Consider the following 14309-nt stretch of genomic DNA (forward strand, 5'->3'; position numbering starts at 1 on the left):
TTCAAGATCGATCCCATTTTTACTTGACTAATTAACTAAATCACTATTAAGCTATATAGCAAGATGTAAAAAATTATGACAAATCTGGAGGATGCGATCGTGCAAGAGAGTTTCAGTTATTCCAATCCCTCAATGTCCCGGCGCAAACTGCTCAACTTTCTCACCGGAGCCGCCGTCGCCGCCAGTGCGGGCAGTGCCCTGTATCCGGCAGCGAAGTACTTCGTCCCGCCGAAAGAAAGCGACAGCAGCGACGGCGCCATTCTCGCCAAAGACAAACTCGGTCACGTGATTCCCGCCAGCCAGATTTTAAGCGAACCCGTCGGTACCCGCGCCTTAATCGCCGGACTCGCCGGAGAACCGACCTATTTAACCGTGAAAGCGAACGGGATCCTCGACGATCGCGGCATCGTCAACAACTGCACTCACCTCGGCTGTACCTTCCCGTGGAACGGGAGAGACGAACAATTCCAATGTCCCTGTCACGGATCGCGCTACAGTCCCGACGGTTCCGTAGTACGCGGTCCGGCAGACCGTCCCTTAAAGTTGGTTCGCGTCCGCGTAGAGGATAATCGAATCTGGATTGCTCCGTGGACTGATATCGATCCGAGAACGGGCGCGCGACCTTGGTGGGTGTAACCGTTGCCACCCCAGCCCTCGACGACGTTAATTTAAGTGAGATCGAAACATGACTTCTACTGCTTCTAAAGCTCGACAAGCATTTACTGATATCGACCCGCGCGAATTCGTTACCCTCAACGATCCGCCCTTGTTAATCGACGTGCGATCGCAACTGGAATATCAAACCGGACACGTTCCCGGCGCCGTCAATCTCAGTTTGCCCCGCTTGTTGCTCGGTTCGATTCCCATGCTGCGATCGCTCGTGTGGCCCGAATGGTTTCGCGAAATCGAAAAAGATCGAACCGTCGCCGTCATTTGTTTGAGTGCCCATCGCAGTCCCATTGCTGCGGATTACTTGGCGAAACAAGGCTTCGATCTCGTTTGGAACTTGATCGGCGGTATGTTGGAATGGAAGCGCTTGGGACTGGAAACCCGAAGCGGCAAACAACCTTAATTTAGGTTAATTTAATCTGTTAATTTAAGTCATGAAATCGATCGCGATCGCGAGTTTAACAGTCATCCTCGACCCCTTGAAACTTGTTCAAATTCTCGATTCAATTGCACCACCGAACTCGTGCCTGTTAAATTCCGCGATCGCCTCCTAACTTTACTCATTTTACTGGAGGATCTGCCATGATCTCCCGTTTAAACTCTCCAAGCCATTGGTACAAACAATTGTTTGCTTGGGGAATGTCAAAAGTCAACCGTGCCGATGAAGGTGCGATCGCCGTGCGCGAATGCGATCGCTACCGATCGATCGGCGAACTCAAACGCGATTTACTCGGCGATTTGTCCGGTACTGTCGTTGAAATTGGTCCCGGTGCGGGAAACAATCTCGGTTATTATAGTTCCGAAATTAATTGGGTGGGAATCGAACCCAATCCCTTCATGCATCCGTATCTCGAACAACAAGCTGGACGAGTCGGTTTGAAACAGGCTCGGGTTCACTTAGGAACTGCGGAAAAACTGCCCTTTGAAGACGGACAAATCAATGCCGTCGTCGGCACTTATGTTTTATGTTCCGTCGAGAACTTGTCCCAAAGTTTACAAGAAATTTTGCGAGTTCTCAAGCCGGGAGGACAATTTATTTTTGTCGAACATATCGCCGGACAATGCGGGACATTGACCCGAACCGTGCAGAATGCGATCGAACCTGCTTGGAAAAAAGCATTTGACGGTTGCAATCCCAATCGGGAAACGGGAAACGCCCTCAAACAAGCTGGTTTTGAAGCCGTTGAAATGTTTAATTTTTCTCTATCGATTCCGATTGTCAGTCCGCATTTAGCCGGAATTGCGCGCAAACATGGCGATCGCGCGTCCTGAAACACTCATAAAATTCTGTTGTTTTTTTATTTGACTTAATCCTATGAAACTTACCAAAAAAAACCTGGAAGAACGGCGCGATCGCGTTTACGATGCGATCGTTATTGGCGGCGGTGCGGGCGGACTTTCTGCCGGGATTTACTTGCAACGCTATCGCCTTTCGAGTTTAATTATTGATAAAGGAAAGGCGCGATCGTTTTGGATGCAAGAACTGCACAACTATCTCGGCTTACCTCCGGATACTCCCGGACGAGTTTTACTCAAACGAGGAGAGCAGCATTACGAATCCGTTAACGGGGACATGCTCAACGGTTACGTCGAAGAAGTCGTCGATGAGGGGGAGACGTTTGCAGTGCGCGTCAAAGTCGGTCGGCAAAATAGTATTTATCCCATATTTCGAGCAAAATACATCATCGCGGCGAGTGGAATTATCGATAATTTAGTGCCGTTGGAAGACATGAGAAATGTCTTTGAATATGCGGGTTACAATCTGCACGTTTGCATGGTTTGCGATGGCTATGAAATGGCCGACAAACAGTGTGGATTTTTTGCCGGAAGTGAAGCCAGCATCGAAGAAATGGTGTTTAATTTAAGCTGGTTTACGCCCTATATTACGATTTTCACCCACGGCTTATTTGAAGTGAGCGAACCCCTGCGGCAAAAACTGCGCGAACACGGCTATCGGTTAGTAGAAACGCCGATTAAGCAGTTTCTCGGCGAAAACCATCAGATGACTGGGGTGGAATTGGTCGATGGAACGGAGATTGGGTTAGAAACGGGGTTAATTTCGATGGGTTCGACCTATCACAATACTTATTTGAAGAATATCCCGTTGGAGATGAAAGGCGGTTATTTGATAACGGATAAAATGGGACGGACTTCTCACCCGCGTATTTTTGCGATCGGCGATTTGAAGGTGGGATTAAATCAAGTGGTCGTGGCGGCGGGAGATGGCGCCTTGGCGGCGACCCAAATCTGGCGGGAAATTCGGCACGATCGCGGTCCGCGTCGGTGGGAAGAGAATCTTTCCGCTTCGGTTTGAGGGGATCCTAACGGCGATCGCCCCCAATTGAGGCACGAGATCTCGCATCCGTGCTGTTTTTTCTCGAAACAGGGGATTGGGGGTGGTCGATCGCCATCGGATCGAGTAGCATGGAAGAGACGACGGGCGATCGCCCCCGGTCGCGATTGGATGTGGGGGATCGACGTTCTCGAACGGCTCGGGGATCGAGCGGTGACGGTGATCTGCATCACGAGTTCCAGGGGATGGCGATCGCCTCGAAAAGCTTATTTACATCACTGTTTTTAACGAGATCGATCGCCAAAAGAGAGCGATTTAGATCGACAAAAACGCATCAAATAATCACAGGTTATTTTCGATCTGCATCACGAATTATAATCCTTAATTCCTCCATACTAATTATAGCGATTGGCAATCGCCAAAAGCAAAATTTAACTTCAATTCTCGATCGAAACGTCTTAAAAAGACCTATCGAATAATTGAAATTAAATTTTCTGGCGATCGCCCGGGCTGCACGATCTCTGTTTCTCTGGAGAGGGAAAAATATCGTTGAGCCGCAAACTTCATCAAACAGTCATCGCGTTGCCAGGAGGAAAGTAGGAATGTTAAATGCGACTGCACTTTTAATTGATTCGTTTGTTCCTAAACTTCAAGACGGATACCATCGAACCTATGGCGGCTACAAACCGCATTATGCTGAAATTCTGGCTTGGGCTGGCGCAATGGCGTTAGAAAACATTGCCAACAGCGACGCACTTTATCATAACGTCGAACATACAATTTTCGTCACCTTAGTCGGACAAGAAATCTTGCGCGGTAAACATATTCGCGAAGGTGGTGTTTCCTGCGAAGACTGGTTACACTTTATTATTTCCCTACTCTGTCACGATATTGGTTATATCAAAGGGGTCTGTCGCGGCGACGAGATCGGCGATCGTATGTATGCTACGGGTCGCGATGGGATCAGAATTTCCCTACAACCCGGCGCCACCGATGCCAGTTTGACTCCCTATCACGTCGATCGCGGCAAACTCTTTATTCACGAACGTTTCGGCGGACACGGTTTGATCGACGCCGACGCCATTAAAGCCAATATCGAACTGACTCGCTTTCCCGTCCCCAAAGACCGCGACCACCAAGATACTCTCAATTATCCCGGTTTAGTGCGCGCGGCGGATCTCATCGGTCAACTCAGCGACCCGCGTTATTTACAAAAAATTCCCGCTTTATTTTACGAGTTTGAAGAAACGGGACAAAATAAAGTCTTGGGTTACGCCAATCCGGGGGATTTACGCAAGAATTATCCCAAGTTTTTCTGGAATGTCGTTTATCGTTACATCGAAGATGCGTTGGCGTATTTGCAATTAACTCAAGAAGGAAAACAAATGATTGCCAACCTAACGGCGAATGTCTTCCGTGTCGAACACGAGGATTCTAGTACGGTCGTAGCGTCTTAATTTTAAAGGGATGTATTAGAAAATTGCGTCTAAGACCTCGCCCTTGACCTGGCCAACCCCGAGTTGGTGTTACGGTTAAGTGAAACCCAAATCCCTTTAGGGACACGGCAATGCCGTGTCCCTACCGAACCCCTTGGGAGTGGGAGCATGTTGCTGCCTACTTAGGTTACAAATCATTTAGGATTGTTATCGTGAAAAATCGGTCAATGCACCCTTATGGTATTGCCGTATTTTTGCCTAAAATTGCCAAAAATTACGGGGCAATATCCCAAATTTTGATCGTGTTGTCGTTGCTTCCACTGGCGAGACGGGTTCCGTCGCCGTTGATGCCGATCGCGAAGACCGACTTGGTATGTCCGGTGAGATTGAGTAACAGGCGACCGTCTCTGACACTCCACAGCTTGATCGTGCGATCGTCGCTGGCGCTGGCGATCGCCTCGCCGTCCGGCGTCACTTCCACGTCATAAACCGGGAAGGCATGACCGCGTATGGTTCGCAACAAGTCCCCAGTTGCTACATCCCAAATTTTTACCGTATTGTCGAAACTGCCCGTGATTAACAGCTCGCCGTCGGGGGTAAATGTGAGAGAACTTACCCAGTCGTCGTGAGCGTCGATGCTGGCAAGTTGGGTTCCGGTTTCGACATCCCAAAGGCGAACGGTGCGATCGAGGCCACCACTGGCAAGGATTGTCCCGTCGGGACTGAACGCCAAGGCATTGACGCCGTCGCTATGTCCGGTGAGGATCCGAAGCGGGTCTCCGTTGGTCCCGTTCCAGAGGCGAATGGTTTTGTCCCAACTGCCTGTAGCGACGATCGCGGTATCCGGAGCGATCGCCACCGCTTTGACTGCTTGTTCGTGACCGATCAGGGTAAAGCGGATCTGACCCGTCGCCGCATCCCACATATTGGCGGTTTTGTCGTCGCTACCACTGAGCAGATATTTACCGTCCTGACTCATCGCCAAGGCTCGAACGTCATCTAAGTGGGTGGCGGCGGTATATTGTAGGCTGCCGTCGGTACTGCGCCAAAACTTGATCGTATCTTCAATGCTGCCACTGACGACAACTGGGGCGGTCGGGCTGTACGCCAGGGCTAATACCGCATAGGTCTCGTCGCCGAAGCTGCGAATCAGGCGATCGCTGACTTCAACCGCAGGGGCGGCTTGAGGGGCGTCCGGTTCTTGGGCGACCGTGGCGGGAACCCACTCGTTAACGAAGAGTTTGAGGGTGGAAACGGTAGCAACGGCAGCGATCGCGATCGCGCCCGATGCTTTCCAGGAGGATAGCTTTAAAATCATGGATCCTTGGGTGAGAAATGGCTATGGAACTCGCATGGTCGTTATAGCGCTTAGACAACTTCAAAAAATTGCCGTTTTTAAGCACGTATTCCCAAAGTTTACGAAATTTCCTCAGAATTGACCGCTTCCGAATGCCACCTGTTCCACTCGGTTCGCAGATATTGCGCCCATTGGGACGCCAGAGACCATTCGGTAAATCGGATGCGTTGGAGGTCTTGCCCTTGAGAGAAACTGAATTCCAAACAGATAGCGCCCTTGGGGGCAGCTTCAGAAGCGACGATCGGATCGACTTCGGTCCGATCGACAAGCAGTCGGATTGATTTTACATCCTTTAAGGAAAAGCTTTGCAATTCCACCGGACCCGATCGCGTCGGTTTGCCCCAGGTGAGGCGATCGCCTTTTTGTCCCAGAACCGCGTAAATATCGTATTTGGCGCGATCGAAGTCCTCGGCCCAATGGCGGTACGCTTCAACTTTTTGATATTCATTCCAACCCGCCCACCCCAAGCCGATAAAAATGGCCAGAAGGGGCAACCACATCAATCCGCGTTCCATCGCTGTTCTCGTGAGTTTACTATCAACAAAATCGTCACGGGCGATCGCCCGAAATTAAACCCGAAATTAAACCTGAAATTAAGCAAAAATTAAGCCTAAAGTTTTTGCAACGGTGCATTTTTCGGATCGATAATCTTCTGACCCAACCGGGGAAACTTGATCGCCAAGGCTAGCTTTTCTCCGGTTCCAAAAACGTGGGAAATTTGACCCGGCCCGAAAGTTTCGTGAACCACGCGATCGCCGACGTTCCAATTGGCCACCCCCGCCGCCGATCCTTTAGCAATTTTCTTCGCCGTCGCGCGCGATCGTCGTTGCTTTGCCACTGCATTTCCCATTAACAATTCCCGAGGTAACTCCGCCAAGAAACGAGACGGACGCGATCGTTCGTAAGACCCCCACAATCGCCGTTCGCTAGCCATCGTTAAAAAGAGTCGTTCTTGGGCACGGGTAATGCCGACATAACACAACCGTCGTTCCTCCTCAATTGCTTTCGGATCGTTCAAACTGCGGAAATTCGGAAATAACCCATCTTCCATTCCCACTAAAAAGACGACCGGAAATTCTAACCCTTTCGAGGAATGAAGAGTCATCAAGGAAACTGCCGCTTCCCCTTCATCTAAATTATCTAAATCCGACGCGAGGGACGCACTGGCTAAAAATCCTGCCAAGGAAGAATCTTCCTCATCTTCGCCAAACTGCAAAATAGCATTGTAGAGTTCTTCCACATTTTGACGGCGGTTTTCCGCTTCGTCCGTTCCTTGCTGATTGAGTTCGTCGATGTAACCGGATTCTTCGAGAATCCCTTGATAGATTTCCGCCGCCGTACAATCCTCTATTTTTTCTTGCCATTTGGCGATCGTTTTTGCAAAAGCATTGACCGCTTTTGCCGATCGCCCCGCCAAGGTATTCACCGAGGTTTCGTCGTTGAGAATTTCCCACAAGGGTACATTTAATTGACTCGCCGCATCGGTCAAGCGTTGCAAAGTCGTCTTACCAATTCCCCGACGGGGAGTGTTAATAATACGCTGTAAACTGATGCTATCCGCCGGATTGGCGATCGCCCGTAAATAGGCTAAAACATCTTTAATTTCCTTGCGATCGTAAAAGCGCAAACCGCCGACAATTTTATAAGGAATGCTCGACTTGACCAACACTTCCTCAAACGGTCGGGATTGAGCATTCGTGCGATATAAAATGGCAAACGCGCCGAAATCTAACTCCGGATGTTCCGATTCCAGCATCCGAATTTGGCTGACCACAAAATCTGCCTCTTCGACCTCATTAAATGCTTGATGGCAGATAATTTGTTCGCCTTCGCCGCGCGTCGGTCGCAAGACTTTTTCGATGCGTTCCGTATTTTTCTCGATTAATTTATTCGCTAATTCGAGAATATTTTCGCGCGATCGGTAGTTCTCCTCTAACTTCACTAAGGTTCGTGTTTCTGCATCCGCCAAACCGTCGCCGAAATCTTCTTGAAATTCCAGCAAAATCGTAAAATCGGCCATCCGGAAGCTGTAGATCGACTGATCCACGTCGCCGACCACAAACACCGATCGCTTGTCCCAATTCTCGAAGGATTTGGGATGGCCGCCATTGGTGGACAGCAAGCGAATTAGATCGTATTGCGTCCGGTTTGTATCCTGATATTCATCGACGAGAATATGATTGAACTTGCGATGCCAGTAGTCGAGAATTTGCTCGTTTTGCCGAAATAATTCCACGGGAATCCGAATCAGATCGTCGAAATCGAGAGCATTATTTTTTGCCAGCAGGTCTTGATAGTTGCGATAGATATCCGCCATCACCCGCCCGCGAAAATTCGGCTCGTTTTGTTCGAGATCTTTCGGCGTCCAACCGCGATTTTTCGCCCCGCTAATTTGGTAGCGCATTTTGCGCGGGTCGAACTTTTTATCGTCTAAGTTGAGTTGATTGCGGACGATTTCTTTAAATAAATCTTGGGCTTCCGATTCGTCTACAATCGAAAAATTGCGGTTCCACTGACGCCCGCTTTCATCTTGATATTTGTCGATATCGAAGCGCAAAATTCGCGCGCACAAAGAGTGAAAAGTGCCGATCCAAAGAGGTTTGATGTAGGTTTTCCAGACCCGCGATCGAACTTGAGTTTGTTGGACGGGTTCTAAGCCTCCCAAGGGTTTGCCATATTGCGCCAAGGCATAAGATTCGGCAAACAGCACTTCAATCCGTTCTTTCATTTCCCGCGCCGCCTTGTTGGTGAAGGTAACGGCGAGGATATTTTCGGGATCGATGCGATGGGTACGAATTAAATTGGCTATGCGGTAGGTCAGGGCGCGCGTTTTGCCCGAACCCGCCCCCGCCACGACCAGCAACGGTCCGGAAAAATGTTCGGCGGCTTGGCGTTGACTGGGGTTGAGTTGGCTGAGAAAGTCGGTGGTCGTGGTGGTCATAATTGAACCGAATCGAATGCCCTAGAATCTTGGGTTTTGCAGGAGTTGATATTAGCAAGATTAGCGCATCAGTTCCACTCTTGGGGACGGCTGCGGTTCGTTGTCATGACGATTTCTGGAAGAAGTGAGGGGAAGGATTTTTAGGGAGTTGTGTGGGTAGGGGCGATCGCGGTATGTATGAGAGTCGGGGCGATCGCCTGCGTTATTTCGCTAAATCTACGGACAACAAAGTGATAAAAAAAATTGTATGATAGGTGATTAATCCCTGGTTATTTTGGTCAATCTCCGATGAAGTTTCGCATCTACTCGGCGATCGCGATCGCCTGTCTATTGATAACGGGCTGTCAAAGCAATCCCCTCGCCCAACTGTCCTCTAATTCTGGTAACGCGAATGCACAGAACGAGACGGAACAACAAGACAATAATACTCATCCTCAACGGGCAGGCAAATTACCACCACCCCAAATTTATGATTTACAGGTGAATAATCGACAAGTTTGGGCGCACTTAACTCAAATTGCTTTCGCTGAAGATAGTATTATTGTTGATTTATCCATTACTAATGGCAGCCGAAATGCTATTCAGCTTAACTATAGAGATGGGATGATTTTATATGATGATGTCAATAAAAATCATCTCGACAGAGGTAATGATTACTTGTTAGCTGTTCCTCCCAAAAATCCAAATATACTCATTCAGCCTGGAACTACTCTCCAAGGTCAATTTGTTTTTATTGGTCGCATTTCACCACAGGCTAATTATTTAGGTTTGATGACAAATTCAATTTCTGCTAATACAAGAGATTATCCCAGACTTGAATTTAAAAATATGTTAATCGAACGGTGATAGCATGATGGGTGTTATAACTAGTAAATCTGAAGTTGCGATCGCCCCGATCCTGATTGTTATCCTCACCGCTTGCCAATTCCCCTCCAAAAATTATCCAGAAGTCACCACACTCACCTCAATTCCCATCTCCCCGAGTCGTGTCGAAGTCGAACCCCTGACGACCCAAACGAGTACGTTTATCGTCGAAAATCCAAACTCGACATCAACGACTGCGATCGTTGAAACCAATAACAGCCAAACTAACATCACTTCCTCCAATACCAGTACCATCACCGCCGAAACTTCACCAGAAACAACGACAGAAATTGAGGTCGAACCCGAACCAGCAACGCCGACGCCAATACCTCCAACTAATCCGACGAATCCCGGCAATTTAATTGTTGAAACTATCGTTCCGACAACACCTGAAGTCGAGCAAACTTTAACCGAATTAGAAGCAGAAACAACATTAGAAGGGATTAAATTCAATTTACCCGATAATGTTTTATTTGACTTTGACAAGTATAACGTTAGAGCCGATGCCAAACCCCTTTTAACCAAAATCGATCGCCTGCTCACTTATTTTGATAATCCCGCCGTAGTCATTTACGGACATACTGACAACAAAGGAGAGGAAGACTACAATCAAGAATTATCTGAAAAGCGGGCGGCGGCGGTTAAATATTATTTCGTCAACGTGTTTAATCGAGAACCCACTCGCATTCAAACGCAAGGGTTTGGAGAGGCAAAACCGATCGCCCCCAATCAGAAAAGTGACGGAACGGACAATCCAGAAGGACGGCAACAAAATCGCCGGGTTGAATTTATCATTCAAACAGAAACGAGGACGATTCGATCTTCCCCCGAAAATGCCTTTCGAGAAGGGGTAAATGCAGCAACGCGGGCATCGGTTTTAACCCAGGAGGCGAAAACTCCCGAACAGTGGCAAGCGGTAGCGGCAAAATGGGAACAAGCCATTCAATTAATGCAGGTGGTTCCCGAGTCGAGTTCCGACTATGCAAGGGCGCAAGCCAAAGTTAAGGAATATCAGAATAACTTGAATTATGCCGAGCAAAATGCGGCGAATCTCGGTGATTAGTTATATCATTACTGAAATCATTACTGCAATGAAGATTGAGATCGTCGCGATCGATGAGAGAATGTCTGCACGATGCCCAAATTTTTTAGGGGCGAAAAATTGTTCGCCCCTACACAGAATTGCGCCTGCAACAGGAAGGATAGATAGGGTCTGGATGTGACGAGAGTAATGGTTAGCGCAGGCGACCCGATCGCAGGATACTAAAAATGAGCCATAACCCGACAATACTCGCCGCCGCGAACAACACGTCGCTGACCCAGTAGACTTGCGAAATCTCAGTTTGGGAGGAAATCATCGCGGCGCCCATAATCAGAGAACCGACCAAAATACTGAACGAGAGGCGGTTGGCGGCGTCGTCCATCGTCCGGCGCAGTCCGTCGAGTCCGCTTACGGCGATATTCCATTGCAAGGTTTCCGTGGTCACCCGGTCTAAAAACACTTCCAATTGGCGGGGGGATTGTAACGAGAGGTTTTTCAAATCGAGGGCGGTTCGCAACAAGCCTTGTAACGGGGCTTCGCCGACGAGTTGGCGCCCGAACAGGTCGGTCATGAGGGGCTTGATCTGTTCGGCGAAATTATACTCTGGGTCGAGAGTGCGAGCGATTCCTTCGAGGTTGGCGATCGCCTTCGCACAAAGTCCCATATTCGAGGGCAATCTCAAATTATTTTCCCGCGAAACTTGCAGGACTTCGTAAAACATCTGGCTGAAACTCAACTCGGACAAGCTCAAATTGTAATAGCGCCGCAAGAGGCGATCGTAACCGCTCTCTAAATTCGCCAAATTGACCCGCTTGCTCGATACTCCCGCCATTTCTACCGAAAGCTGGGAACAGCGTTGGGCGTCTAAATTGACCATCGCCAAGAGCATCTCGATCAGTAACTGCTGGGTGCGCGGGTCCATGCGTCCGATCATCCCGCAGTCGAGTAAGGCGACTTGTCCGTTTTTTAAATAAAATAAATTCCCCGGGTGGGGGTCGGCGTGGAAAAACCCGTCGAGGCAAATTTGCTGGAAAAAGACCCGGGTTAACAGGGTAACGAGTTCTTTTTTCTGCGCTTCGCTGTCGCCACCGTGTTCTCGTCCGTTATAGTCGGCGAGTAAAATCGGGTCGCCGTCCAACCATTCGATCGCCAATAACTTTTCTGTGGTTAAATTCCAAAAAACTTCGGGAATTTTGAGCTTTTTCGGGTCGTACCAGCGACTTTTGGATAAATTGCGGCTGAGGCGATCGGTATAGGTCGCTTCTTTGGCAAAATCTAACTCGGCGCGTAAGGCGTTGCCAAATTCATCCGCCAATCCCATCAAATCTTGAGCCTGTCCGATATCGGTGATCGAGACCAACTCCGCCAAGCCTTTGAGCAAGGCAATATCTTGCTCGACGACTTCTTCGAGTCCGGGACGCTGGACTTTGAGGGCGACTTCGCGACCGTCCGCCAAGGTGGCGCGGTGGGTTTGGGCGATCGATCCGGCGGCGACGGGTTGGGGATTGAGGGTGTGAAAAACCTCTTCGAGGGGTTGGCGGATTTGCTGGCGAATGAGGATTTCGATCTCGTCCCAAGGAACCGGAGGGACTTCTGCTTGTAAGGCGGTCAGTTCTTCGATGTATTCCGGGGGTAAAATATCCGGGCGGGTACTGAGGAGTTGCCCTAATTTGACGTAGACCGGACCGAGATCGATGAGGATATTGCGTAAGACCGCAGGGGGGGGCAGTTTCGGCTCGTCGTCGGCTTTCCCTGCGGTGAGCAAGCGCCGCATGTAATCCCAACCGTTGCGAAATACGATTTCGACGATCTCTCGTTGGCGAGCGCTAGATTGAACGAAATTGGAAAGCATGAAGCAGAATTTAGCGTGTAGAGTGTAGATTTTGGATTGGAGCGATCGCCGCTCCTGCGACGGTTGACTCCAATCTCGACCTGTAGGACATTCCCTGAAGGCTTCCCATCCGCCAGAGTCATCGAGTGCGACGGCGAGGCGATCGCCCGTGAATGGAGATTGCGAATTTACGGTTTATGATGGTTGGCGATCGCCATGGCCGATCGCGTCGTCGGCTAAGCGCACGGTGTCTTCGTCCCCGAGAAATTCCCCATTCTGCACTTCGATCAAGACCAGGGGAATGACGCCGGGATTTTCCACCCGGTGCGCCGTACACGGCGGGACGTAAGTAGACTGATTTTGAATCACGAGGGATTCGTCTTCGCCGCAAATCACTTTGGCGGTTCCGGACACCACGATCCAATGTTCGCTGCGGTGGTAGTGAATTTGGGTCATGATCCGGTGACCGGGTTTAATTTCCAAGCGACTGATGCGATAGCGCTGTCCGGTTTCTAAAACCGTGACCGTTCCCCAGTAGCGTTCTTGGGTTTCGGAAGTTTCCGGATAGCGGGCCGCTTCTTTTTCTTCTTGGGGGGTTTGGGTGGCGTTTTGGGTTGGGGTGGTGGTTTCGCTCATGGTTTGACCTCTAAATTTACTCGGTAAGATCGGGAGAGAGTCGCGCACGGGTGGGGCGATCGCCGCATTGAGGATCGGGGCCGATCGCGAGTTACTTTCCACCATAGCGCAGTTGGCTCGACGCGCCGATCGCGTCGGGACTGTTGTCGTTATAATTCCGATTCGTATTCCGGTCGTTCTTTCAAGATTTGGAGCACTTTTTTGATGTCTTGAGTGCGGTCTTTTTTAACAATTAGGGTGACGTTCCCATCCCGAACGACGACCACATCTTCCAAACCGATGGTAACGATCGCCTCTTCGGGGTTGCTGGCGTAGAAAATGCTCCCTTGCGTATCGAGTCCGAGATGACGGGCGACTTCCACGTTGGGACACTCGTCATCTTTGAGCAGTCGTTCGAGGGCGTTCCAGTCCCCGAGGTCGTCCCAACCAAAATCGGCGGGCAGGACGTAAGTGAGATGGGTTTTTTCCATCAAAGCGTAGTCGATGCTCTTTTTCGGTAAATCCGCATAAGCGGCGACCCCGCGTTCGGCGATCGGATCGAGAATTTCCGGGGCGTAGGCGCGCAATTCGTCGATGACGACTCCGGCCCGAAAAATAAACATGCCGCTATTCCAGGTGTACGTTCCCGTTTTGATAAAGGTTTCGGCGGTCTCGCGGTCGGGTTTTTCGGTAAAGCGGTTGACCCGATAGGCGCTGATTCCGGCATAGGTTCCGGCGCCTTGTCCCTGTTCGATGTAACCGTAACCGGAAGAAGGATAGGTCGGTTCGATCCCGAGGGTGACGATCGCCCGTTGGCTGTTCGCCAGTTGGCTCGCCGCTTCTAAGGTGTTTTTGAACCCCTCGCGATCGCCGATCCAATGATCTGCCGGGAAAAAGCCGATGAGGGCATCATCCCCGTGGCGTTTGGCAATTTCTAAGGTAGTCCAGGCAACCGCAGGCGCGGTATCCCGTCCTTGCGGTTCGGCGAGCAGGTTTTCCGGGGGTAACTCGGGCAGTTGTTCGCGCACGCCGTCGCTCAATTCGGCACTGGTAATCACCCACAAGCCTTGCCATCCTCCGGCCACGTCGAGCAGTCGGTCGGCGGTCGCTTGTAATAGGCTTTTACCCGTGCGATCGAGGCAAAGAAACTGTTTGGGTCGCGCCCGACGGCTGAGCGGCCAAAATCGTTCGCCTTTTCCACCAGCTAAAATAACGGGGATCATAGATGATTTCATTGCTCCATTTAGACAACTCGATCGCG

13 protein-coding genes are annotated in these 14309 nt (G+C 50.0%); 7 read left to right on the forward strand and 6 right to left on the reverse strand.

The genetic code is table 11. The features are described from left to right. Positions 1-75 precede the first annotated feature (75 nt). From petC to JJD41_RS17850, 5 genes are all read left to right on the forward strand, one after another. Positions 76-636 (forward strand): cytochrome b6-f complex iron-sulfur subunit, encoded by a 561-nt coding sequence (gene petC, locus JJD41_RS17830; RefSeq protein WP_200668852.1) that lies wholly within the window; start codon positions 76-78, stop codon positions 634-636. 49 nt (positions 637-685) lie between these two features. Continuing rightward, on the forward strand, positions 686-1072 hold the full coding sequence (locus JJD41_RS17835; RefSeq protein WP_200668853.1) for a rhodanese-like domain-containing protein: 387 nt from the start codon (positions 686-688) through the stop codon (positions 1070-1072). A gap of 179 nt (positions 1073-1251) precedes the next feature. After that, entirely contained in the window at positions 1252-1941 is a 690-nt protein-coding gene (locus JJD41_RS17840) for a class I SAM-dependent methyltransferase (RefSeq protein WP_200668854.1), read from the forward strand. Between the two features lie 43 nt (positions 1942-1984). Beyond that, positions 1985-2983, forward strand: a complete 999-nt coding sequence (locus tag JJD41_RS17845) for an NAD(P)/FAD-dependent oxidoreductase (RefSeq protein ID WP_200668855.1) — start codon at positions 1985-1987, stop codon at positions 2981-2983. A 581-nt stretch (positions 2984-3564) separates the two neighbouring features. After that, positions 3565-4419 (forward strand): Npun_R2479 family HD domain-containing metalloprotein, encoded by an 855-nt coding sequence (locus JJD41_RS17850; protein WP_200668856.1) that lies wholly within the window; start codon positions 3565-3567, stop codon positions 4417-4419. A 253-nt stretch (positions 4420-4672) separates the two neighbouring features. Here JJD41_RS17850 and JJD41_RS17855 read toward each other — a convergent pair whose 3' ends face one another. The 3 genes from JJD41_RS17855 to pcrA all read right to left on the reverse strand — a co-directional run bounded on the left by JJD41_RS17855 (position 4673) and on the right by pcrA (position 8696). Next, complete coding sequence (locus tag JJD41_RS17855; RefSeq protein ID WP_200668857.1) at positions 4673-5716, reverse strand: WD40 repeat domain-containing protein; 1044 nt, start codon at positions 5714-5716, stop codon at positions 4673-4675. A gap of 98 nt (positions 5717-5814) precedes the next feature. Next, positions 5815-6270, reverse strand: a complete 456-nt coding sequence (locus JJD41_RS17860) for a hypothetical protein (RefSeq protein ID WP_200668858.1) — start codon at positions 6268-6270, stop codon at positions 5815-5817. 95 nt (positions 6271-6365) lie between these two features. Further along, a complete protein-coding gene (gene pcrA / locus JJD41_RS17865; RefSeq protein ID WP_200668859.1) occupies positions 6366-8696 on the reverse strand; it encodes a DNA helicase PcrA in 2331 nt (776 codons plus the stop codon). A 288-nt stretch (positions 8697-8984) separates the two neighbouring features. Here pcrA and JJD41_RS17870 point away from each other — a divergent pair, with 288 nt between their 5' ends. Both JJD41_RS17870 and JJD41_RS17875 read left to right on the forward strand, forming a co-directional pair. Further along, complete coding sequence (locus JJD41_RS17870; protein ID WP_200668860.1) at positions 8985-9542, forward strand: hypothetical protein; 558 nt, start codon at positions 8985-8987, stop codon at positions 9540-9542. A gap of 7 nt (positions 9543-9549) precedes the next feature. Next, complete coding sequence (locus JJD41_RS17875) at positions 9550-10623, forward strand: OmpA family protein (protein WP_200668861.1); 1074 nt, start codon at positions 9550-9552, stop codon at positions 10621-10623. Positions 10624-10795: 172 nt separating this feature from the next. On the opposite strand, the gene JJD41_RS17880 is transcribed toward JJD41_RS17875, so the two are convergent. The 3 genes from JJD41_RS17880 to JJD41_RS17890 form a co-directional block, all read right to left on the reverse strand. After that, a complete protein-coding gene (locus tag JJD41_RS17880; protein WP_200668862.1) occupies positions 10796-12454 on the reverse strand; it encodes an ABC1 kinase family protein in 1659 nt (552 codons plus the stop codon). Between the two features lie 174 nt (positions 12455-12628). After that, positions 12629-13069 (reverse strand): phosphomannose isomerase type II C-terminal cupin domain, encoded by a 441-nt coding sequence (locus JJD41_RS17885; RefSeq protein WP_200669254.1) that lies wholly within the window; start codon positions 13067-13069, stop codon positions 12629-12631. A gap of 149 nt (positions 13070-13218) precedes the next feature. Continuing rightward, complete coding sequence (locus JJD41_RS17890; RefSeq protein ID WP_459543069.1) at positions 13219-14271, reverse strand: mannose-1-phosphate guanylyltransferase; 1053 nt, start codon at positions 14269-14271, stop codon at positions 13219-13221. Positions 14272-14309 lie beyond the last annotated feature (38 nt).

The sequence above is a fragment of the Oxynema mangrovii CENA135 genome (assembly GCF_016632315.1).
In the GTDB taxonomy this organism is placed as follows: Bacteria; Cyanobacteriota; Cyanobacteriia; order Cyanobacteriales; family Laspinemataceae; genus Oxynema; species Oxynema aestuarii.

What these genes read in the sequence shown, in the direction of transcription:
- petC (WP_200668852.1), top strand. Translation starts at nt 76, where the DNA reads ATGACAAATCTGGAGGATGCGATCGTGCAAGAGAGTTTCAGTTATTCC.
- JJD41_RS17835 (WP_200668853.1), top strand. Translation starts at nt 686, where the DNA reads ATGACTTCTACTGCTTCTAAAGCTCGACAAGCATTTACTGATATCGAC.
- JJD41_RS17840 (WP_200668854.1), top strand. Translation starts at nt 1,252, where the DNA reads ATGATCTCCCGTTTAAACTCTCCAAGCCATTGGTACAAACAATTGTTT.
- JJD41_RS17845 (WP_200668855.1), top strand. Translation starts at nt 1,985, where the DNA reads ATGAAACTTACCAAAAAAAACCTGGAAGAACGGCGCGATCGCGTTTAC.
- JJD41_RS17850 (WP_200668856.1), top strand. Translation starts at nt 3,565, where the DNA reads ATGTTAAATGCGACTGCACTTTTAATTGATTCGTTTGTTCCTAAACTT.
- JJD41_RS17855 (WP_200668857.1), bottom strand. Translation starts at nt 5,716, where the DNA reads ATGATTTTAAAGCTATCCTCCTGGAAAGCATCGGGCGCGATCGCGATC.
- JJD41_RS17860 (WP_200668858.1), bottom strand. Translation starts at nt 6,270, where the DNA reads ATGGAACGCGGATTGATGTGGTTGCCCCTTCTGGCCATTTTTATCGGC.
- pcrA (WP_200668859.1), bottom strand. Translation starts at nt 8,696, where the DNA reads ATGACCACCACGACCACCGACTTTCTCAGCCAACTCAACCCCAGTCAA.
- JJD41_RS17870 (WP_200668860.1), top strand. Translation starts at nt 8,985, where the DNA reads ATGAAGTTTCGCATCTACTCGGCGATCGCGATCGCCTGTCTATTGATA.
- JJD41_RS17875 (WP_200668861.1), top strand. Translation starts at nt 9,550, where the DNA reads ATGGGTGTTATAACTAGTAAATCTGAAGTTGCGATCGCCCCGATCCTG.
- JJD41_RS17880 (WP_200668862.1), bottom strand. Translation starts at nt 12,454, where the DNA reads ATGCTTTCCAATTTCGTTCAATCTAGCGCTCGCCAACGAGAGATCGTC.
- JJD41_RS17885 (WP_200669254.1), bottom strand. Translation starts at nt 13,069, where the DNA reads ATGAGCGAAACCACCACCCCAACCCAAAACGCCACCCAAACCCCCCAA.
- JJD41_RS17890 (WP_459543069.1), bottom strand. Translation starts at nt 14,271, where the DNA reads ATGATCCCCGTTATTTTAGCTGGTGGAAAAGGCGAACGATTTTGGCCG.